General features: G+C 39.5%; 22 protein-coding genes. 12 read left to right on the top strand and 10 right to left on the bottom strand.

Going from position 1 to position 21,488, the window contains the following annotated elements; genetic code table 11:
• Positions 1 to 67 precede the first annotated feature (67 nt).
• The gene (gene tusA / locus AAZR93_RS11185; RefSeq protein ID WP_434719845.1) at positions 68 to 322 is read right to left on the bottom strand and encodes a sulfurtransferase TusA; all 255 of its coding nucleotides are present in this window, start codon (positions 320 to 322) and stop codon (positions 68 to 70) included.
• A 182-nt stretch (positions 323 to 504) separates the two neighbouring features.
• On the opposite strand from tusA, the gene AAZR93_RS11180 reads away from it, so the two are divergent.
• The 3 genes from AAZR93_RS11180 (at position 505) to dhaL (ending at position 3,157) form a co-directional block, all read left to right on the top strand.
• Positions 505 to 1,173 carry a 7-cyano-7-deazaguanine/7-aminomethyl-7-deazaguanine transporter gene (locus AAZR93_RS11180; protein ID WP_294109556.1) on the top strand — a complete coding sequence of 223 codons (669 nt, stop codon included), beginning with the start codon at positions 505 to 507 and terminating at the stop codon, positions 1,171 to 1,173.
• A 226-nt stretch (positions 1,174 to 1,399) separates the two neighbouring features.
• Positions 1,400 to 2,470: a dihydroxyacetone kinase subunit DhaK gene (dhaK, locus tag AAZR93_RS11175; protein WP_294109554.1), complete on the top strand. Its 1,071-nt coding sequence runs from the start codon at positions 1,400 to 1,402 to the stop codon at positions 2,468 to 2,470.
• Between the two features lie 63 nt (positions 2,471 to 2,533).
• A complete protein-coding gene (gene dhaL / locus AAZR93_RS11170; protein ID WP_294109553.1) occupies positions 2,534 to 3,157 on the top strand; it encodes a dihydroxyacetone kinase subunit DhaL in 624 nt (207 codons plus the stop codon).
• A gap of 217 nt (positions 3,158 to 3,374) precedes the next feature.
• Here dhaL and glpC read toward each other — a convergent pair whose 3' ends face one another.
• Genes glpC through glpA form a run of 3 tightly spaced genes read right to left on the bottom strand, consistent with a single transcriptional unit; the run spans position 3,375 to position 7,505 of the window.
• The gene (glpC, locus tag AAZR93_RS11165) at positions 3,375 to 4,568 is read right to left on the bottom strand and encodes an anaerobic glycerol-3-phosphate dehydrogenase subunit GlpC (RefSeq protein ID WP_336430970.1); all 1,194 of its coding nucleotides are present in this window, start codon (positions 4,566 to 4,568) and stop codon (positions 3,375 to 3,377) included.
• On the bottom strand, positions 4,565 to 5,860 hold the full coding sequence (gene glpB / locus AAZR93_RS11160) for a glycerol-3-phosphate dehydrogenase subunit GlpB (protein ID WP_434719844.1): 1,296 nt from the start codon (positions 5,858 to 5,860) through the stop codon (positions 4,565 to 4,567). The genes glpC and glpB overlap by 4 nt, the downstream gene beginning before the upstream one ends.
• The gene (gene glpA / locus AAZR93_RS11155) at positions 5,850 to 7,505 is read right to left on the bottom strand and encodes an anaerobic glycerol-3-phosphate dehydrogenase subunit A (protein WP_336430968.1); all 1,656 of its coding nucleotides are present in this window, start codon (positions 7,503 to 7,505) and stop codon (positions 5,850 to 5,852) included. The genes glpB and glpA overlap by 11 nt, the downstream gene beginning before the upstream one ends.
• Before the next feature lie 433 nt (positions 7,506 to 7,938).
• On the opposite strand from glpA, the gene glpT reads away from it, so the two are divergent.
• Together glpT and glpQ are read left to right on the top strand one after the other, a co-directional pair.
• Positions 7,939 to 9,288, top strand: coding sequence for a glycerol-3-phosphate transporter (gene glpT / locus AAZR93_RS11150; RefSeq protein WP_434719843.1), 1,350 nt, complete (start codon positions 7,939 to 7,941; stop codon positions 9,286 to 9,288).
• Positions 9,289 to 9,389: 101 nt separating this feature from the next.
• Positions 9,390 to 10,454: a glycerophosphodiester phosphodiesterase gene (gene glpQ / locus AAZR93_RS11145; RefSeq protein ID WP_434719842.1), complete on the top strand. Its 1,065-nt coding sequence runs from the start codon at positions 9,390 to 9,392 to the stop codon at positions 10,452 to 10,454.
• A 100-nt stretch (positions 10,455 to 10,554) separates the two neighbouring features.
• Here glpQ and epmA read toward each other — a convergent pair whose 3' ends face one another.
• Positions 10,555 to 11,532, bottom strand: coding sequence for an elongation factor P--(R)-beta-lysine ligase (epmA, locus tag AAZR93_RS11140; RefSeq protein WP_434719841.1), 978 nt, complete (start codon positions 11,530 to 11,532; stop codon positions 10,555 to 10,557).
• A 779-nt stretch (positions 11,533 to 12,311) separates the two neighbouring features.
• Here epmA and frdA point away from each other — a divergent pair.
• The 4 genes from frdA to frdD are packed head-to-tail and all read left to right on the top strand — an operon-like array spanning position 12,312 to position 15,614.
• Positions 12,312 to 14,108 carry a fumarate reductase (quinol) flavoprotein subunit gene (frdA, locus tag AAZR93_RS11135; RefSeq protein ID WP_336430967.1) on the top strand — a complete coding sequence of 599 codons (1,797 nt, stop codon included), beginning with the start codon at positions 12,312 to 12,314 and terminating at the stop codon, positions 14,106 to 14,108.
• On the top strand, positions 14,101 to 14,835 hold the full coding sequence (locus AAZR93_RS11130) for a succinate dehydrogenase/fumarate reductase iron-sulfur subunit (protein WP_294109525.1): 735 nt from the start codon (positions 14,101 to 14,103) through the stop codon (positions 14,833 to 14,835). The genes frdA and AAZR93_RS11130 overlap by 8 nt, the downstream gene beginning before the upstream one ends.
• Before the next feature lie 14 nt (positions 14,836 to 14,849).
• Entirely contained in the window at positions 14,850 to 15,245 is a 396-nt protein-coding gene (gene frdC, locus AAZR93_RS11125) for a fumarate reductase subunit FrdC (protein WP_294109516.1), read from the top strand.
• 12 nt (positions 15,246 to 15,257) lie between these two features.
• The gene (frdD, locus tag AAZR93_RS11120) at positions 15,258 to 15,614 is read left to right on the top strand and encodes a fumarate reductase subunit FrdD (RefSeq protein WP_294109567.1); all 357 of its coding nucleotides are present in this window, start codon (positions 15,258 to 15,260) and stop codon (positions 15,612 to 15,614) included.
• A 110-nt stretch (positions 15,615 to 15,724) separates the two neighbouring features.
• Here frdD and tetR read toward each other — a convergent pair whose 3' ends face one another.
• Positions 15,725 to 16,336: a tetracycline resistance transcriptional repressor TetR gene (gene tetR, locus AAZR93_RS11115; RefSeq protein ID WP_434719840.1), complete on the bottom strand. Its 612-nt coding sequence runs from the start codon at positions 16,334 to 16,336 to the stop codon at positions 15,725 to 15,727.
• Between the two features lie 80 nt (positions 16,337 to 16,416).
• Between tetR and tet the strand changes: the two genes are divergently transcribed.
• Positions 16,417 to 17,637, top strand: a complete 1,221-nt coding sequence (tet, locus tag AAZR93_RS11110; RefSeq protein WP_434719839.1) for a Tet(A)/Tet(B)/Tet(C) family tetracycline efflux MFS transporter — start codon at positions 16,417 to 16,419, stop codon at positions 17,635 to 17,637.
• 103 nt (positions 17,638 to 17,740) lie between these two features.
• Complete coding sequence (locus AAZR93_RS11105) at positions 17,741 to 18,322, top strand: TetR/AcrR family transcriptional regulator (RefSeq protein ID WP_434719838.1); 582 nt, start codon at positions 17,741 to 17,743, stop codon at positions 18,320 to 18,322.
• Between the two features lie 131 nt (positions 18,323 to 18,453).
• Here AAZR93_RS11105 and AAZR93_RS11100 read toward each other — a convergent pair whose 3' ends face one another.
• The 3 genes from AAZR93_RS11100 to AAZR93_RS11090 all read right to left on the bottom strand — a co-directional run bounded on the left by AAZR93_RS11100 (position 18,454) and on the right by AAZR93_RS11090 (position 20,480).
• Entirely contained in the window at positions 18,454 to 19,461 is a 1,008-nt protein-coding gene (locus AAZR93_RS11100) for an MFS transporter (RefSeq protein WP_434719837.1), read from the bottom strand.
• The gene (locus AAZR93_RS11095; RefSeq protein ID WP_434719836.1) at positions 19,439 to 19,636 is read right to left on the bottom strand and encodes a hypothetical protein; all 198 of its coding nucleotides are present in this window, start codon (positions 19,634 to 19,636) and stop codon (positions 19,439 to 19,441) included. The genes AAZR93_RS11100 and AAZR93_RS11095 overlap by 23 nt, the downstream gene beginning before the upstream one ends.
• A gap of 67 nt (positions 19,637 to 19,703) precedes the next feature.
• Positions 19,704 to 20,480 (bottom strand): hypothetical protein, encoded by a 777-nt coding sequence (locus AAZR93_RS11090; protein WP_434719835.1) that lies wholly within the window; start codon positions 20,478 to 20,480, stop codon positions 19,704 to 19,706.
• 237 nt (positions 20,481 to 20,717) lie between these two features.
• Between AAZR93_RS11090 and AAZR93_RS11085 the strand changes: the two genes are divergently transcribed.
• A complete protein-coding gene (locus AAZR93_RS11085) occupies positions 20,718 to 20,927 on the top strand; it encodes a helix-turn-helix domain-containing protein (protein ID WP_434719834.1) in 210 nt (69 codons plus the stop codon).
• A 79-nt stretch (positions 20,928 to 21,006) separates the two neighbouring features.
• Here the strand turns inward: AAZR93_RS11085 and sugE are convergent, their stop codons facing one another.
• Positions 21,007 to 21,321 (bottom strand): quaternary ammonium compound efflux SMR transporter SugE, encoded by a 315-nt coding sequence (sugE, locus tag AAZR93_RS11080; protein ID WP_434719833.1) that lies wholly within the window; start codon positions 21,319 to 21,321, stop codon positions 21,007 to 21,009.
• Positions 21,322 to 21,488: the final 167 nt, after the last annotated feature.

The raw sequence follows: 21,488 nt of genomic DNA, 5'->3' as shown, positions 1-21,488 counted from the left end.
ATTAAGCATAAATTTCATTGTAATTAATGAGGACTAATTTTTCTACTTTCACGTTTCACGCAAAAAATTACAAACCACTCGATTTTTTGCGCAACAAATAACGATAAGGTGTTTTTTCAGCTTCAACTGCTAACAATTCATGTTCCATAAAACGACAAAAACCGGGAATATCTCGTGTTGTTGCCGGATCGTCAGCAATGATAAGCAAAGTCTCCCCCTCCCCCATATTCCGCACTGTTTTACGCACTAACATTACAGGTTCAGGGCAACGAAGGCCTAATGTATCAAGGGTTTTGGTTGCATTAGAAAATAAATCAGACATAAAAAATACTTTTTTAAATAAATAATAAATTGATTATATAATAAAAACTACCAGACTGGTCGAACAGTTTTGCTTTTGTTGCGCAGCAAGCGTATGATGCGCTCTTCCCAATTTTTGGTCATAATAAAAAACTGGGTCTTTTATGGGTTCCCTCACCCCATCAGTCACTAAAAAGGTACAATATGTTTGCATTTACTCCGCAGCAAAAAGCCACTGCGTTAATTTGGCTATCGTTGTTTCATATTTTAATTATTTCATCTAGTAACTATCTGGTGCAATTACCGATCAATATTTTCGGTTTTCATACCACATGGGGCGCTTTCACTTTTCCATTTATTTTTCTCGCAACGGATTTAACGGTGCGGATCTATGGTGCTCCCCTTGCTCGTCGCATCATTAGTTCTGTCATGCTACCCGCCTTACTAATTTCTTATGTGATTTCAGCCCTATTTTTTCAGGGTGAATGGCAAGGTTTCGCCTCCATAACAACATTTAATTTATTTGTTGCGCGTATCGCAGCCGCCAGTTTTATGGCCTATGTGCTGGGACAAATTTTAGATGTCAGTGTATTTAACCGTCTACGCCAAAATAAGCGTTGGTATGTAGCACCAGCTTGCGCCATGTTTTTTGGTAACCTAATTGATACTATCGCCTTCTTCTTTATTGCGTTTTATCGTAGTAGCGACCCTTTTATGGCCGCCAATTGGGTTGAAATTGCGTTAGTTGACTATGTATTTAAGCTGTTAATCTGTATGCTATTTTTCCTACCTGCTTACGGTGTACTGCTTAATTTCATTTTAAAATCCTTCTTTAATGACGCAAGCAAAAAACAGTTAGCCAATCAGCACTAAATCTCTTTTTAGAAGGGGAACTTTCCCCTTCTATTTCTTCACAATAATTCCCGATCTAACTCTCATTTTATTGGTTTACTTAATCCAATAAAAACCGAGCTATGCTAGTCTGATTGCATAATCGAAACGTCCCACGCCATTAACAACCAAATTCGAATCAAAAAGAACATAATCGAACACAAAAAACAGAGTTAAGCATCGCCCTCTATCTTCTGGAGTCTGTAAGATGAAAAAACTGATTAACCGTGTTGAAGATATCATTAGTGAAGTCAATCAAGGCCTCGTTGCTGCCCATCCTGAATTACGACTAAATATCGACCCAACTTATCTCGTTCACCGAGATGCACCCTTAAATGGCAAAGTTGGCCTACTATCTGGAGGCGGTAGCGGTCATGAACCTATGCACAGTGGCTATATTGGGCAAGGCATGCTAGATGGCGCTTGTCCTGGTGAAATATTTACCTCACCAACACCCGATCAAATGATGGAATGTGCCATGGCCATTGATGGGGGAGAAGGTGTTTTAATGATCATTAAAAACTACACTGGCGATATACTCAATTTTGAAACTGCCACCGAATTACTACACGATGCGGGTACTAAAATTGCGGTTGTTTTAGTTGATGATGATGTGGCGGTTAAAGATAGCCTCTATACCGCAGGACGCAGAGGTGTCGCCAATACAGTACTAATGGAAAAAATACTCGGAGCAGCGGCTTGCAAAGGTTATTCTCTCGATAAACTCGTCGAGCTTGGACATAAAACTAACAATAATGGCTATAGCTTAGGTATTGCACTACATGCCTGTACCGTTCCCGCAGCGAGAAAACCATCTTTCGAGCTTCCTGATAATGAAATGGAATTCGGAGTTGGCATCCATGGAGAACCGGGGATCGAACGCCGCCGTTTCACTCATTTAAATGATACGGTCGATCAGATGTTCGAAACTTTGATCGAAAATGGTCATTATGAGAGAACTGTTCGACAGTGGGATCGTGAAAATGGTCAATGGCAAGATAATCACCAAGTCAAAGAACCACTTCAAAAAGGCGATCGAGTAATTGCTTTAGTTAATAACCTCGGTGCTACACCACTTTCTGAGCTTTACGCGGTTTATCATCGTCTACAAACTTGCTGCACTGAATTTGGGCTTACAATTGAACGCAATTTAATTGGTTCTTACTGCACTGCTCTCGATATGCAAGGGGTATCTATTACGCTACTAAAAGTAGATGACGAAGCCTTACTGTTATGGGACGCGCCAGTTAATACGCCAGCATTACGTTGGAAATGCTAATTTTTAACGTATTTCTATCCTTCGCATAAAGATAAATGGCAGCAAAATAGGAAGTATCAATTGATGAATTTAACTCAAAAGCAAATTTATGACTGGCTCATACAATGCTCACAAACGTTTGCCCGTGAACAAGATTATTTAACTGAACTCGACACGACTATTGGTGACGGTGACCATGGGCTCAATATGAACCGCGGCTTTCAAAAAGTTGCCGAAAAACTACCGACTGTCGCAGATAAGGACATTGCAACAATACTAAAAACAACGGGTATGACGCTACTTTCAAGTGTCGGTGGTGCCAGTGGCCCATTATTTGGTACTTTTTTTATTAAAGCAGCACAAAGTGCAGCAAATAAAGAGAGTCTAACGGTGGCTGATTTAGCAGAGTTAATCAAAATAGGTACGGAAGGTATTGTTTCACGTGGCAGAGCTGAGCCTAACGATAAAACAATGTGTGATGTATGGTGGCCGATTAGTGAGGCACTAACGCTAGCCTCATCACAACCTTTGGATAAGGCTATCACCGCCGCAGTGGCAGCAGCAAAACAGGGTGTTGAATCCACTATTAATATGCAAGCCAGAAAAGGTCGAGCAAGTTACTTAGGCGAGCGTAGTATTGGGCACCCAGATCCCGGCGGTACCTCAGTATTATTAATGATGGAAACGCTACAAAAGGTCATCAAATAACGCTCTCAATCGGCAATAATCTTTTTATTGCCGATTTTCTTATGATTCATCGATTCAGTTTATATTTATCAATCGAAGCATAACGCAGATCATCCTCTAAATAATTCGAATTGTGGCTAGGCGGCAAGTGAAACTAATCCCTAGGAGCATACAAAAGTATGTGACTAGGGTTAGTAAACGCAGCCAACAACGCCACAAATCGAAGTATAACGAGGATTTAGAGCGCGCGGGCCAAAAGCGTAATAGGATGCTCACACTTCTTGCTCGTCGACATCTCAATCTGCCACTTACAGGTCTCACAATCCGTGATAACCATATCTGCGCCACTTTCTTCTATTTGGCGGAATAGGCCTGCTCCAATACCTTGAGAAACCTCATAGTTTTCTTTTTTGAAACCGTAAGTTCCTGCAATACCGCAACATTGGGAATCTAATACAATTAATTCCACGCCGGGCACGCGTTTGATTAGCTCAAGTGTATAGGAGGTCCAACCCATTTTTTCCATATGACAAGGAGTGTGGTAGGCCACTTTCAGTGGGGTATGTTTCAGTTTTAATTCACGACCTTGCTCTAACAAACGATAAATATAACGCGTCGCAAGTTCAATGTTATCGCGCATTTCAGAGGTATCTACATCCAATACATGCGTATATTCATCGCGGATAGTAAAGGTACAAGTTGAAGATGTTGCGACAACAGGGATATGCTTTTCAAGAATGGTTTCTTGCAATGATTCTAAATTAACATTGGCTTGGCGTTTAGCCTGCTTCATAAAGCCATTGGCAATTAGCGCGACACCACAACATTTTTCACGTTTAAGAAGTTGAACACCGATATTCATCCCGTTAAAAACTTTGATGAGGTCTTTACCTAGTTGAGGATGGTTGTAATTCACAAAGCATCCATGAAAATAGGCAACTTGATCTTCAAATTTTTGTTGTTCAGCAGCTTGTTTCGCGTACCAGCGGCGAAAAGTTCCAAATGAATATTTTGGCAATTCGCGGCGGTGATCTATTTTTAAGGCTTTATCAAGCAGTTGGCGTACAGGTTTTAAACCTGTAATGGTATTTACCACAGGTGCAAACGGTGTTGATAAGGTGCCCATTAAATCAGTATGACTCAAGATGGCATCACGTAATTTTGGTTTTTGCTGACTGTAAGTATTACGAGCGCGCGCAATAATGTCGCCTATTTTCACATCTGATGGGCATGCAACTTCACAACGTTTACAGTTAGTACAATACTTGAGCGCTTCATCGTACAACATTGGGTCTTTTAAGCGTAAACGCTCACCATCAGGGCCGGCTTGCTTAGGACCTGGGTAAAGCGGATTAACCTTAGCAACCGGACAATAAGTCGTACAGACTGTACATTTAATGCAGCTTTCAAAACTACCGTCCTGAATACTCATTGTGCCACCTCCGCTTGCTTCGCTTTACTTTTTTCAAACTCATTCACAATTTCATTTGCCACATACAAAGCACTAATCATCGATACACCTGCCCCGCAGCCTTGTGTCAGTGGATCAAATCCACCCAGTACCGCGCCTGCGACATAAAGGTTTTCAATAGCATCACCATTTTTGTGTCCACGTAATTGACTATCTGTTTGCACGCCAAAAGCCATATAAGGCTGAGAGGCAAAAAATTCTTTATTGGTCCATTGCGCACGTTCTGAAATTTCACACAAGTCTAAATTCATGAGTGGCTCATAGACACGGTCAAATTTTGCCACCAGACCATTATTGAAAAAGCTTCCTGTAGCCAAAACAAACTGCGCCGCCTTCAATGAAATATCACCATGATTACGAGTTTGTATCGATTCAATTCGTGAACCAACATAATTTACCGATGTCACTTTATCGCCCGGCATAACGATCCCACCCTGACGGCGAAATTGACGTAATAACGTTTCATGCAAACGAATACCTAACAAAGACGGTGGCAACGTTGGCAATAAATATAATGACTTACCTAAACGTTTTTGTAACTCCAGCATTGGTTCTTCACTATCAAGACCGATACATGCAGGCATAAAAATAGTATCAGCATCGGCCACGAGCGGAGCGATTTCTTCGACTATCTGTGCCATGTTTTCAGGTCTATCTAACCAACGCGCAATATTAATCGCTCTAAACTCACTTGGGTTTTCTCTTAACCGATCAAGTAAAGGCAAATGCACATAATGAGAGCTTGATTGTAGCCCTTCGCGTTGTAATTGATCCGCCACCATTTGTGGTTGGAAATCGAGAAAGCCTTCAATGCCCACAACCGCAATTTTGCCCACGTCCATTTTCTGATGTAACGCTGCGGTAGGAACTGATTCAGGGCTCAACCATGTCATGCGTTTATGACCTAATGGCGTAATGCGGTAATGATTTTCTTCACAGGAACCTTTTAATCGCATACCACTTTGTTGCAATATTGTTTGTGCCATATGCGCAAGTTCAGCTACTTTGGATGAGCCAATAAGACTATAAGGATGCATAGGTGCTTGTTGTCCCAAAGCATCAAGCATCAACAGTGGTTTTTCAGCGACTTGCCCATCAGGCAAATGCGTGAGTAAATCTAACGATCCAGATGAAAAATGAAGCGCATTTTGTCCTGCACTGACAATGGCACAAGAGAGTCCAGACTGAGTTAGACGAATACCACAGATAAGGCCAGCTAAACCGCCGCCCATCACAACCACATCATATTTCATTGTCAGTCTCCTTCTGTGCCACCTTGCTCAAGGTCGCCTCATTCATGCCACATAGCCCGTGATACACCCAGCTGGTAAATTCACTTTCACGCAGTGCATCTCCCCAAGCAATCGGCCTAACCCCTTTCCAACGCTCATTTAAAAAATGGCCGAGCTGTTGCTCTGTTTCATGTGGTGTAGTGACATTAAAACGATTGAGTAAACCAGCGGCACGACACGCACATAGCTCACCTTGACAAGTCCCCATTCCCACTCGAGTACGACGTCTTAAATCAAGTAAGTTATTCACAGTGAGAGAATCAACTGCATAGCGAACTTCGCCAGCAGTGACCGCTTCACATTCGCAAACTAAACTTTTATCTAATCGATTAGCACTTAAAATCGCCGCTGCGCGATCGCCATGACGATAAACCGCAGACCCCCGAATCGGTGCCGGTATTGAAACCACGTTGCGAAGCGCTTCTTCCGCACTGTGCTGTGAACCGGGTAGAGGCGCATCCGCAGTAGTACATTTCGCACTGTGACCGAGTTTTTCACAAACTTTATCTGTAGCCCATTCAGCCATTAAACGATAAGTCATTAACTTACCGCCAGTGATAGTGACAAAGCCTTCAAGACCATCACGTTTAGCGTGATCTAATAACACAATACCGCGACTAACATTACGTCCCGATGGGTCGTCATCACTTGCAACTAAAGGACGTACACCTGCGTATGCACGTAAAATGCGCGTTGTCGCAAGTGCAGGTGACAACATTGAACCTTCTCGAATAAGGATATCGACCTCTTCGGGAGTCACATACATGTTATCTATTTGATCGTATTCAATATGTGTTGATGTCGTCCCGATTAACGAAATGGTATCACCGGGAACTAAAATGTCAGCATCCGCAGGTTTACGACAACGGTTAATCACCATATTATTTAAGCGATGCCCTAAAATCAGCAATGCCCCTTTTGCTGGGAACATTTTAATTTTTAAGTCACCATATTCAGCAATTTTCTGTCCCCAAATACCGCCCGCATTAACGACAATTTCAGCATAAATATCATATTGATTTTTAGTTTTATGATCATACACCGTCACCCCACGAACCTTATCACCTTCACGGATCAGGCCAATAACTTCATGGTAAGTCAAAACTTTCGCACCATGCTCGCGTGCATCTAACATATTGGCGGCGGTTAAACGAAATGGGTCAACGGTGCCATCAGGTACTCTAACAGCGCCTATTAAATGAGGATTTACTGAAGGTTCAAGGCGGATAGCCTCCGCAGGATCAATCGCATTTGCATCAATGCCGGCAGCTTGGCAGGCGACAATAAATTGTTTTTGATATTCAAGGCTATCTTCAGGCAATGTAATAAATAAGCCATCAGTTCGCTCAATACAATGATGAGCAATGCGTTTGAGTATTTTATTTTCCTCAATACACTCTCTCGCTGACTCGCTGTCAGTAACGGCATAACGGGCGCCACTGTGCAATAAGCCATGGTTACGGCCAGTCGCACCGGTCGCGATATCATGTCGTTCAAGTAAAACAGTTCTTAAACCTCGGCGAGCGCAGTCTCGAGCGACACCAGCACCTGTTGCGCCACCACCGATAATGATGACATCCGTTTCAGTCACAGATGAGCCATTCATGTCGCATTCCTCACATTAATAAACATTCGATAACCAATAAGTATAGTTTCTATTTTTATAGTCTATTATTTAATATAGACCAGAAACGTGCTTAATGTTTGATAAGGAACAAAAGCGAAAGCGATTAGTACAATTTCGAGGCGAAAAAGAACAGATACGTGATAAACATCACAAAAAATATAACATTTCCAGTTCCATTCCATTCACAAATGTCATTAACTATGCAACTTCATAAACAAAACCAATAAATGTGCGTTAGATTACAGATAAAATGTTTTTTAATGACTACAATTTAGCGCAATTAAGAAAATAAAAGCGCTTAAATAAATTCGATTGTTTTCGTTTCTGTCACTTCATCAATAATAAACACTCAACATTTTTCAACGCTGAAAAATGAAGGTGAATAAATATAAGCATGCCATCGGAGGCGTATATGTTCAGTATTTTTAAACCAGCACCTCATATAGAGAGGCTGCCAGCGGATAAGATAGACCCTGTTTATCGCAAACTCCGTTGGCAAATCTTTATGGGAATTTTCTTTGGTTACGCAGCTTACTATCTTGTTAGAAAAAACTTTGCGTTGGCAATGCCGTACCTTGTCGAGCAAGGCTTTTCTAAAGGGGATCTAGGTTTTGCATTATCAGGGATTTCAATTGCCTACGGCTTTTCAAAATTCATTATGGGATCGTTCTCTGACCGTGCGAACCCTCGATACTTCTTACCAGCAGGTTTGATACTCGCCTCTATCGTCATGCTTATCATGGGCTTTGTACCATGGGCAACTTCAAGCATCATGATCATGTTCGTTCTACTATTTTTCTGTGGTTGGTTCCAAGGTATGGGTTGGCCTCCTTGTGGTCGTACCATGGTTCACTGGTGGTCACAAAAAGAACGTGGTGGTATCGTTTCTGTTTGGAACTGTGCGCATAACGTAGGCGGTGGTTTACCTCCATTACTGTTCCTACTGGGTATGGCATGGTTTAACGATTGGAAAGCAGCACTTTATATGCCTGCTTTTGCTGCTATTTTAGTTGCACTTATCGCTTTTGCATTAATGCGTGATACACCGCAATCAATGGGTTTGCCACCAATTGAAGAATACAAAAACGATTATCCAACAGATTATAAAGAGTCTGATGAAGAAGAATTAACCGCGAAAGCTATCTTCATGAAGTATGTATTCCCTAACAAACTTTTGTGGATGATTGCGATTGCTAACGTGTTCGTATACTTACTACGCTACGGTGTTCTAGACTGGTCACCAACCTACCTACGTGAAGTTAAACACTTTACGATGGACAAATCTTCATGGGCTTACTTCATGTATGAATATGCAGGTATCCCAGGAACATTACTCTGTGGTTGGATGTCAGATAAAGTTTTCCGCGGTAACCGCGGGGCAACTGGTGTGTTCTTCATGATCCTTGTCACCATCGCCACTATCGTGTTCTGGATGAACCCTCCGGGCAATCCTGGCATTGATATGGCATGTATGTTGATTATCGGTTTCTTAATCTACGGTCCGGTCATGTTGATTGGTCTACATGCTCTTGAACTTGCACCGAAAAAAGCGGCAGGTACCGCCGCCGGCTTTACGGGCCTATTTGGCTACCTCGGTGGCTCAGTTGCAGCAAGTGCGATTGTTGGTTATACCGTCGACTACTTCGGTTGGGACGGTGGCTTCGCAGTCATGATTGGTGGTTCAGCCCTTGCTGTTGTTCTGCTGTTCATCGTTATGATTAGTGAAAGCAAACACAAACGTGAATTAGCAAAAATGCAATAAGCATTCATAAAATGTTCATGCTAACTCGCTAAACTCGTGGGCTATATCAAAATGATGTAGCCCATTTTTTTTATCTAAAAAAGTGCCAAGGAGATATAATCATGAGCTTCCCATTGAAAACATTGGTGGCTAGTATGGTTTTAGTAATGTCAGTTTCTGCTGCAGCACAGGCTGCCGGTAAAGTGGTAATTGCGCATCGAGGTGCAAGCGGTTATCTACCAGAACATACCCTGCCTGCTAAAGCGATGGCTTATGCACAAGGCGCAGATTTTCTTGAACAAGATTTAGTCATGACGAAAGATAACGAACTAGTGGTGTTGCATGACCATTATCTCGATCGCGTCACTGATGTCGCTGAGCGTTTTCCAAACCGCGCTCGTAGCGATGGGCGTTATTACGCCATTGACTTTACACTCCCTGAAATTAAATCCCTCAAATTCACCGAAGGGTTTGATATTGTCGACGGTAAACAAGTACAGAGTTACCCTAACCGCTTCCCTATGGGAAAATCAGATTTTCGTGTTCACACATTCCAAGAGGAAATTGAGTTTATTCAAGGACTGAATAAATCAACAGGGAAAAATATCGGTATTTACCCTGAAATTAAAGCACCGTGGTTCCACCAACAAGAAGGTAAGGACATTACCAAGAAAACACTAGAAGTGCTCAAAGAATATGGCTATACCGATAAAGCCTCTAATGTTTATCTCCAATGTTTTGATGCCAATGAACTTAAACGTATTAAAAATACATTGATGCCTGAAATGGGTATGAATTTAAAATTAGTTCAGTTGATTGCATACACTGACTGGAATGAAACTCAAGAACAAAAACCAGACGGTACTTGGGTAAATTATAACTACGATTGGATGCTAAAACCGGGCTCTATGAAAGAAATCGCCACTTATGCAGATGGCATCGGCCCTGACTACCATATGTTAGTTAGTGAAGAATCAACCCCTGAGAATATTAAGTTAACCGGAATGGTGAAAGATGCCCATGCTAATAAAATGGAAGTTCACCCTTTCACTATCCGTGTTGATAAATTGCCTAAATACGCCAAAGATGGGCAACAGCTTTTTGAGATAATCTACAACCAAGCTGATGTTGATGGTGCATTTACAGACTTCCCTGATTTAGGCGTTCAATTCTTAAAACAACAATAAGCGTTATTTGCTTTTTGTTTCAATAAAAACAAAGATTGCAGCACTTGGCTGCAATCTTTTGTATGACACTGCCAATTATCTTGGCTAACGTAAAATCGCGTTATGCCGTTGTCACAGGGAAAGCAATAACATCACTAATTTTTGCCGCATTTAACGCAATCATAATTAATCTATCAACCCCAACAGCAATACCCGAACAATCAGGTAAGCCATGCGTTAAAGCAGATAAAAGATGTTCATCAATAGGCTGAATAGGTAATCCAAGTGCAGCGCGTTTACGATTGTCTTGCTCGAATCGTTGACGCTGTTCACTTGCATCCGTCAATTCATGGAAACCGTTAGCAAGCTCCATACCTTTATAATACACCTCAAAACGCTCAGCAACACGATGGTCCTCAGTACTAATAACGGCCAATGATGCTTGCGTTGCTGGAAAGTGGTACACCACTACGGGCTTGTCTTTACCGATGTGAGGCTCAACTCCCATCACAAATAACAACTGTAATAGTGCATCTTTATCTGTTTCTTGTTCTGCGATATTGCTCAAATCTAAGCGTGCAGCCACTTCTCTTAATTCGCTTTTTTCCGCGGATAAAGGATCAATATCTAAATGGCGCAAAAAAGCTTGTTGATAAGATAATAACTCCGCGCTTTCACAATCAAGTACCTGCTGTAAAAGGTCATCGACCTCATTAATTAAGCGATACATATCAAAGTGGGGGCGATACCACTCAAGCATGGTGAATTCAGGATTATGATGCCTGCCTGCTTCTTCATTACGAAAACTGCGGCACAGTTGATATATCGGTCCACTACCTGCGGCAAGTAACCGCTTCATGTGGTATTCAGGACTCGTCATCAAATATAGGTTAATTCCCTGCGCAGCACCTGGCCCGACAAAGCGGGTTTCAAAGGGCACAAGATGAACGTCAGTGACTGTTGCCTGACTCATTGCGGGTGTTTCAACCTCAAGTACACAGCGATCAGCAAAAAAGCGTCTGATCTCGGCAATAATTTTTGCGCGCTGTAACAAGTTAGCGATGGGGGCGGTTGGCTGCCAATTCGCTATTTCACTCATTAAGATAACTCCAAAATAAACTTAGTCGTGCAGTGTACTCACCTCACCCTTAACACACAATGCATTCGTGTCGCTAAAGCGCTCTATTTGAGTATTGGTGGCAAAACACCATTCGATGAGAAAAGATGGCGTGATTATCCCCTGCTTTACACGATTAGGCAAAAAACCTTTTCTTCAAATCTAAATTTCAAATTAGAAAAGACCAAATTCATGATTATTTCTTATATTATGTGAACTAAATGTTAATTAAAAAGTGAAACGATTCGCTTTCTCAAAACATTTAAAATAAGTCACTTACAAATAAAAGTTATTATAGAGATAAATAGTGAGACAGCTCCCAATTTGATATTCATTATGAATTAAAATTCCTATTGATAATTACAGCATGATTATCTTAAAATGAATAAAACTTGACTCATTTACTTGGTTTTAAAATCTATATTTTCCAATAAAAATAATGATAATCATTTGATATTCCTTTTTATTAGCATCTAACAAACTAAAAATGCCATTGATGTAAAAACAATTTATAAAAAGCCGATCCACATCACACTTTATGGGTATAATTGCCTAAAACCCCCCTCTATATCAAATTTATGTTTCGCTATTCTCGCTATAATTCACAGCACGATAAGTCATTATTAGCTATTATATTATTTACTATTAAAAAAGAGATATTTTGCAGTTTAGCTTAGTGTGAAACTCAAAATTGAATAGCTAAGTATCAAAAGTATTTAACAGAATTTATCAATTTTACACTTGAACAATGGAGAAGCGCAGTGCAAACCTTCAATGCCGATTTAGCGATTATCGGGGCCGGGGGCGCAGGCTTACGTGCAGCGATTGCTGCCGCTGAAGCAAATCCCAATATCAAGATTGCTCTGATCTCAAAAGTTTACCCAATGCGTAGCCATACCGTGGCAGCAGAGGGAGGATCAGCCGCAGTCACTCAGGCTCATGACTCCTATGACTATCATTTTAATGATACCGTTGCAGGTGGTGACTGGCTTTGTGAGCAAGACGTTGTCGACTATTTCGTCGAACATTGCCCAACAGAGATGATCCAATTAGAACAGTGGGGCTGCCCGTGGAGCCGTAAACCAGATGGTTCAGTTAACGTTCGCCGTTTCGGTGGAATGAAAATTGAGCGTACTTGGTTTGCTGCCGACAAAACTGGCTTCCATATGCTCCATACTCTTTATCAGACATCATTAAAATATCCTCAAATTCAACGTTTTGATGAACATTTTGTTTTAGACATTATTGTTGATGAAGGCCAAGCTCGTGGTCTTGTTGCAATTAATATGATGGAAGGCACAAAAGTACAAATTCGTGCTAACTCGATCATTATGGCAACAGGCGGAGCAGGACGTGTTTATCGTTACAACACCAATGGCGGTATTGTAACAGGTGATGGTATGGGTATCGCATTCCGTCATGGCGTTCCTTTACGCGATATGGAATTTGTTCAATATCACCCAACAGGCCTTCCAGGCTCTGGTATCTTGATGACTGAAGGTTGCCGTGGTGAAGGTGGTATTCTTGTCAATAAAGATGGCTATCGCTATCTGCAAGATTACGGAATGGGTCCAGAAACACCACTGGGTAAACCTGAAAATAAATACATGGAACTGGGTCCGCGTGACAAAGTTTCTCAAGCATTCTGGCACGAATGGCGTGCAGGTCGCACCATCAGCACTCACCGTGGTGATGTTGTTTATCTGGATCTTCGCCATCTTGGTGCAGAAAAATTACATGAACGTCTGCCATTTATCTGTGAACTTGCAAAAGCGTACGTTGGTGTTGACCCAGTAAATGAGCCAATTCCTGTCCGCCCAACGGCTCACTATACAATGGGTGGTATCGAAACAGATCAAAATACAGAAACACGCATTAAAGGCCTATTTGCTGTCGGCGAATGTTCTTCTGTAGGCTTGCATGGTGCGAACCGTTTAGGTTCTAACTCACTAGCAGAATTAGTGGTATTTGGTCGCCTTGCGGGTGAACAAGCTGCTAAACATGCGGCTGAAGCAACACCTGCTAATGCAAACGCAATTGAAGCTCGCACTCGTGATATCGAAGATAATCTCACCAAGCTGATGAACCAAAAAGGAACTGAAAGCTGGTCGAAAATCCGTGATGAAATGGGCGAATCAATGGAAGAAGGTTGCGGTATCTACCGTACCCCTGAATTGATGCAAAAAACAGTCGATAAGATTGCAGAGCTGAAAGAACGCTTTAAAAATGTCGAAATCACTGACCATAGTAGCGTGTTCAATACCGATTTACTTTACACCATCGAACTTGGCTTTGGTTTAGATGTTGCTGAATGTATGGCTCATTCTGCATTAAATCGTAAAGAATCTCGTGGTGCTCACCAACGTCTAGACGAAGGCTGCACTGAACGTGATGATGTGAACTTCCTTAAACACACATTAGCATTCTTTAACCCTGAAGGTACTCCAAATCTTGAGTACAGTGATGTGAAAATCACCAAATCACAACCAGCTAAACGTGTTTATGGTGCCGAAGCTGAAGCTCAAGATAAGGCAAATAAGGAGAAAGCTAATGGATGATATGAAACACTTAAAAATGGAGATCATGCGTTACAATCCAGAAGTGGATAGCGCACCCCATTTAGTCGCGTATGACGTCCCTTACGATGAGCAAACTTCTTTATTAGATGCTTTAGGCTATATCAAAGATAATTTGGCGCCTGACCTTTCTTATCGTTGGTCTTGCCGTATGGCTATCTGTGGCTCTTGCGGCATGATGGTTGACAAAGTACCTAAACTGGCTTGTAAAACTTTCCTACGTGAATATCCACAAGGAATGAAAATAGAGCCATTAGGTAATTTCCCAATTGAGCGTGATCTGGTTGTCGATATGACACACTTTATTGAGCGCTTAGAGGCCATCAAACCTTACATCATTGGTAATGACCGTAAAGTTTCTGAAGGTCCAAATATACAGACACCGGCACAGATGGCGAAATACCATCAGTTCTCGGGTTGTATCAACTGTGGTCTGTGCTATGCCGCTTGCCCACAATTTGGTCTAAACCCAGAGTTCATCGGCCCTGCCGCGATTACCTTAGCAGAACGCTACAATCTCGATAACCGTGACCATGGCGCGAAAGAGCGTATGCCATTATTAAATGGTGATAACGGTGTCTGGAGCTGTACGTTTGTAGGTTACTGCTCTGAAGTCTGTCCTAAGCATGTCGACCCAGCAGCCGCTATTCAGCAGGGTAAAGTGGCTAGTGCGCAAGACTTTGTTATCGCCATGCTGAAGCCTCGATAAGGAGAATTGAAGTCATGACAACTAAACGTAAACCCTATGTCAGAGAAATGAAGGGCGATTGGTGGCAAAACCTCGGTTTCTACCGCTTTTATATCATGCGTGAGAGCACCTCTGTTCTTCAGGTCTGGTTTAGCCTTCTCGTTCTGTACGGGGTATTTGCGCTGAAAAATGGTCCAGAGTCTTGGGCTGGATTTGTCGGTTTTTTAAGTAACCCGATTATACTTATCATTAACGTAATCACATTGGCTGCAACGCTACTGCATACCACTACGTGGTTTAAATTAGCACCAAAAGCTGTTTCGGTTATTGTTAAAGATAAAAAGATGCCAGATGAACCTGTTGTTAAAGGCTTCTGGGCACTAACGATAGTAGTTACTGCGGCTATCTTAGCTATTGCGTTATTATTTTAATCTAAGGAGAATCTGATGAATCTAACGCCTAAACGTTCCGATGAACCGATTTTCTGGGGATTATTTGGTGCAGGTGGTATGTGGAGCGCCGTTATCGGCCCTGCAATTATTATTCTTTTGGGTATCTTGATCCCATTAGGTGTTGCACCAGAAATGCTAAGCTATGAACGCATTCTTGCCTTCAGCCAAAGCTTTATCGGACGTATTTTCTTATTACTGATGATTGTTCTACCAGTATGGTGTGGTATGCACCGTATTCACCATACATTGCACGATTTTAAAGTGCATGTCCCAGCAACTAAATGGGTTTTCTATGGTGGTTCAGCAATTATTAGTGTTATTGCTCTTATCGGTATCTTTACTCTGTAATTGCAAAGCTCGCTAAAAGACATACCCCATCGGTTATTCACCGCTGGGGTATTTTTTTGTTATTTTGATAAATTAATTCATTGCGATTCAAATTAATAAAACGATATTGATTACTTATTAAGTGTAATCTCAAGCCCCTGAATGAGAGCATTTAGACCAAATAAAAATGCCTGTATCCCATCGTCATTATCCATAATCTCAATTGCATCAGCCAGCAAAGGAGGCATGGACTCATCGACCGAAGTGTTTCGTTCTTTCACTGCCTCTGCATGTTCTTGCTGCTCTAAGACTGAGCCTAATGTAAAATGCCCAATAGCACTTATCGCATACAACCCAGATTTTAACGTAAAGCCACTATCAACCATAAACTGTAACTGTGCTTCTACCACAGAATATTGTTCCGGGCTTGGGCGTGTCCCTAAATGAACCTTTGCACCATCCCTATAACTTAATAATGCACGACGAAAGCTAAGCGCATTATTTCGCATAAATACCTGCCAAGTCTCATCCGAGCTTGGTAAGAAATGATCATGATGCCGCTTCAACATCTCCACAGCCAATGCATCTAATAATGTGCGTTTATTCTTAACATGCCAATATAAGGTTGGCTGTTCAATACCCAGCTTCTGGGCCAACTTGCGCGTTGTTAAGCCATCCATCCCTACTTCATTAAGCAAGTCGAGCGCTACTGCAATAATGGTTTCTTTATCAAGTCTAGCCATGACTTTCCCCTATTTATTTATTGACACTCTATCATTGATAGGGATATATTCCAACTCTATCAATGATAGAGATGATTATAATGAATAAATCTGCGAGTATTGCTCTAATAATTACAGCCCTAGATGCAATAGGTATCGGGCTAATCATGCCAGTATTACCGACTTTACTGCGTGAATATGTGGCAAATGAAACTTTGGCTAACCATTACGGTATCCTTTTAGCGTTATACGCTGTTATGCAAGTTATTTTTGCTCCAATATTGGGAAAATGGTCAGATAAATTTGGTCGTAGGCCAGTACTATTGCTTTCTTTAATCGGCGCTACGCTTGATTACACATTATTGGCATTATCAAGCTCGTTATGGATGCTGTATCTTGGTCGAACTATTGCAGGAATTACTGGTGCGACAGGTGCTGTAGCAGCTTCTATCATTGCTGATGCTACAACTGTAAAAGATAGAACAACATGGTTTGGCCGCCTAGGTGCTGCATTTGGTGTAGGGTTAATCGCAGGTCCCGCTATAGGTGGATTCGCAGGACAATATTCCCCTCATCTCCCATTTTTAATTGCTGCTATTTTAAACATATGTGTTTTTGTTGCTGTGTTTATTTTTTTTAAAGGAAAAAAAATAAACCTCGATTTAGAACAACAAAATATTCACGATACCAATGAAAGTTCCCCCATAAAAACACCTTTTTCTACTCTAATTAAACCGATTATATTATTGCTATTTATTTTTTTTATCGCCCAATTAATCGGACAAATACCAGCAACAATTTGGGTATTATTTACAGAAAGTCGTTTTCAATGGAATAGCATTGAAGTTGGTCTTTCTCTTGCTGGCTTAGGTATTATGCATGCTTTATTTCAAGCTTTTATTGCAGGATTTCTAACACGAAAATTTAATGAAAAGATCACTATAATCATTGGATTCATTTCTGATGGTATCGCATTTATTTTACTGTCATTAATCACTCAAGGGTGGATGATTTATCCAACACTAATTTTGCTAGCTGGAGGTGGAATTGCGCTTCCCGCCTTACAAGGACTTGTATCAACCCAAGTTAATCAAGGCAGCCAAGGTAAGCTACAAGGTATTTTAGTCAGTTTAACCAACTTAACGGGGATTATTGGTCCACTATTATTTAGTTTTATTTTTGGAAAAACATTAGCTCTATGGGATGGTTGGCTGTGGTTAATAGGTTCAATACTCTACGTTGGTCTGATCATTATTTATGCTCTTTATAGTAAAAATACCGTAAAGACTCAGCGGCAATGGCTAATAAACCAAACCCACTAATTTGAATCAATTTTCAGATATATCACTCAGGTGTTATGATAGTTTCTAATTACCTTATTTTATTCACTGAGTTGTACTAATAACGATATTAAGAGCCGAAGACATGACAATACAATCCAAGAAACCAAGAACAAAACCTGCAGAAGAACGACTGGATGATCTTATGAATTCGGCTGAAAAACTTTTTTTATCAAAAGGTTTTGTAAATACAACAGTGAGTGAAATTGTGTTGTCAGCAGATGTTGCAAAAGGGACTTTCTATCATTATTTTCAATCAAAAAATGATATTATGGAAGGACTTCGTACCCGTTATATGGATTGGTATTTAGGTAATATCGAAAATTATCTCATAAAACAAGAAACAGCCTCATCTAAATTAAAATCTTGGTGTGAAAATAGCGTTAAATACTATGTTGAAAAACAGCAAATCCACAATATGCTTTTTCATGATGAATATCATGGTCGCGCAAATAACCACGAAGAAAGGGCTGTCTGGCAAATAAAAGAAATTTTAGCGCTTGGTGAAAAAAACAAAGAGTGGCATCCGCTCCCCCTTAATTTAATGGCGACAATGATTTACCATTCCATGCATGCAGCTGTTGATAATTTATCCACTAGCGACGAATATGATCAATACAATTTAGGGGATTTACTATACCAACGCTTTATAAAATTTTTAAGTTAATTTATTTCGAAAGTAGAACCATTAGAGTTATTCTAATAGTATTAGCTAATTAAAATAGCAATAAAGTACACCTTAAATTTAAGATAAACACCCCCAAAAAATCATTTAATTATTTGAGGGTGTTAAACCTACTAATTTAATTCTAGTGATTTAGACTTCGGAAGCCAATAAGAAATAAAAAAAGCCAAACCACATATAGCAATAAACCCACCGACGAAAGCCAAGTTAAAATCACTTAAATAATTAACCATCAATGGTGTTATTCCACCAAGAAATGCAGCTGAACAATTATAACCAATTCCCAATATAGTCACTTGCCCATTTGAATAGTCCGCTAATACAGCAGATAAATTACATAATATCATTGAGGAATAAATAGTCATTAGTAACTGAGAAAGAAGAATGAAAAACAAAATATCACTATTTAATACAAAATAAAGTGGAGCTGAGAATAAAATCATACCCATCACTCCAGCTTTAAAAACTTTTATTGATGAACTATATTTATCTGTCCACCACCCACAAAATGTCATAAATATTAATAATAAACCAGATAAAGATATAGCATATATATTTTTATATTCACCTATCTTTAAGTATTCGAGTATCAAAGAAGTGGAAATATTTTGTGCATAAAAAATAACAGTACCAGGAATAGTCAGTAAAATAACATGAAACACTAAATACCAATTAATTTTATATAATTTATTACTCATAGTTGGTTGACTAGGTAGTTTACTTCTAAACCAAAAACTTACGGCTATATTAATCACACCTAAAAATAAAGGAATTCGCCAACCTATAGACTGCATAGTTTCTTCATCAAGATTACTTTGAAGTGTAAGAACTAACCCTAATGATATAATGATACCAAGAACAGAACTACCAACCGCCATTGATGAAACCCGTCCACGTTCATTATTTTTTGCACTATTAAGTAAATAAATCACTAAAGAAGGAAATTCCCCCGCAAAGCTAAAAGAAAGTGCTAATTGTAAAATAAGAATAACCAATGGAGTATATGTGCCTAATAACTGAATAGGTAAAAGGGCCATGCACAACGTTGCTGTACCTGTTATTAAGCTCGTTAAAACTAATGCCGATTTTTTACCTGCATTATCTGCATAACGACCTATCACATACCCACCTATTGGTCGAATTAAAAATCGTAATGCAAATCATTTCTGTTGCCTGTACATATCCCAATCGTTCTAACTCAGCACTTAAATATATAGAAATAGCAGCGAAAACTGCAATATCGTAATATTCAAGTGTATTTCCTAATGCAGCACCAAATCTTAACTTCCATTTCATAACATTTCCTTGTTATATTCCATTTCACTTTTTTAATTTAAATTAAATAAAAAATATCAATAGATATCTATGGATAACTAACTAAAGTTTCCAAGCAAGCTAGCGTAATGCCATTTTCTTTTAAAGCATTAAATAAACTGCTTGAAGATGCATGAGGGCAATTAAGTTTTTCTTTAATACGTAGAATGCGTTTGTGTTCACAGGCTTCTGAACATCCTTGAATATAACTAATTTCTTTAACCTTACAATGAGATAATAATAACCGAATAGTTATGATCTCTTTACGAGTGAATCGAATATTACCGAAACGCATATATTGATGGATATCTAATGGTTCAACCTCCTGTAACTCTTGATTTCCAATTGATTCTATTGGCAAAACTATATTTTCTCTTTGTGGCAATATAACACTATCATCCTTTTTCCATGTACTATGTGCATAATCCGATACTATAGGCCGGCATTTATAAATTGCTATCATGTCTTTTATTGATAGTTTTTTCTTTGAATTTATTGATGTTATTTCATAAACACCTCCATACTTAGTACAAAAATCTACTTTTAAAGCATTTTTATTTGATTTAGCCAAAGTGTTTTTATAAGAATTTGAATAATTAGCCCAATACTGAATTCCTGATGAAAGTCTTTCACTAATTATTTTATCTAAATCATCATCCCAATACATTAGCAACCATTCATAATTATTAGAAATTATACTAATTTCTTTATTTAAAATATCAATTCTAGAAAAAGAAAGATCAATATCATTCCAATCAAAATAATTAGAGAATAAACTCGATAAATTAGCACAAGATTTTTCTAAAAACTTGCTTTTAACATCCATAAGATTAACCTTAACATTGATTGTTTTTAAGTGACCACTTAAATTAATTAAGCATAAAAGTTCAAATCAATATATTTTTATCACATCAAAATAAACATTAAAAGGTTAGTTTAATATAACTATTAAAAAATAAACTTACCGTTTACATTAATAAGTAAAATTCAGTTAAAAATGTGAAAGTTAATTTCACATTAATTATAGAACATATTTAATTAACTATTAATTATTGGAGAACATATGAAACCCGATTGGCATCCTGCGGATATCATTGCCGCAATAAGAAAAAAAGGCTCAACTTTGTCAGCGATATCTCGATCTGCAGGTTTAAATTCAGCCACACTTAGTAATGCCCTTTCAAGGCGCTGGCCTAAAGGAGAAAGAATTATTGCAGAATTTTTAGAGATAAATCCAGCTGAAATATGGCCATCACGTTATATAAAAAAATAAATTTTGAATTATGATGATAAATAATATTAAGCTAAATATAAACGGGCATTAAAGCTGCCCGTTTATTAATTTTAAATGATTAACTCGATACTTTCAGTCCAATTAGGCCCACGACTATTAAGCCTAAACTCAGCAAACGAAATATATTCGCTGACTCGCCCAAGAAAATAATACCGACAATTGCGGTACCAACTGCACCAATTCCTGTCCAGATTGCATAAGCTGTTCCAGCTGGCAAATCACGCATTGCATAGGCTAACAGTCCCATACTTGCAATAATGGCAACAATAGTAATGATACTTGGTGTGAGTCGAGTGAAACCGTGGGTATATTTTAATCCAATCGCCCAAACGATTTCTAATAGACCAGCGAATAAGAGGATGATCCAGGCCATTGCCAATTCTCCTGTAAACTACTCAGGGTCGTCCCCATTATTTGAACGCGATTCAGGTCGTCCTGAACACGATTGATTTGAGTATTGATTATAAACGTTCGTGTTCTAAGACTCAAGCCATGCAAAATAACATATAAGTCCAAATCAGTGACGGTAATTAACCTATT

It is taken from the genome of Providencia sp. Je.9.19 (genome assembly GCF_051129765.1).
In the GTDB taxonomy this organism is placed as follows: domain Bacteria; phylum Pseudomonadota; class Gammaproteobacteria; order Enterobacterales; family Enterobacteriaceae; genus Providencia.
Note: the sequence above shows the minus strand (reverse complement) of the source record. Positions and strands in the feature narration are given on the sequence as shown.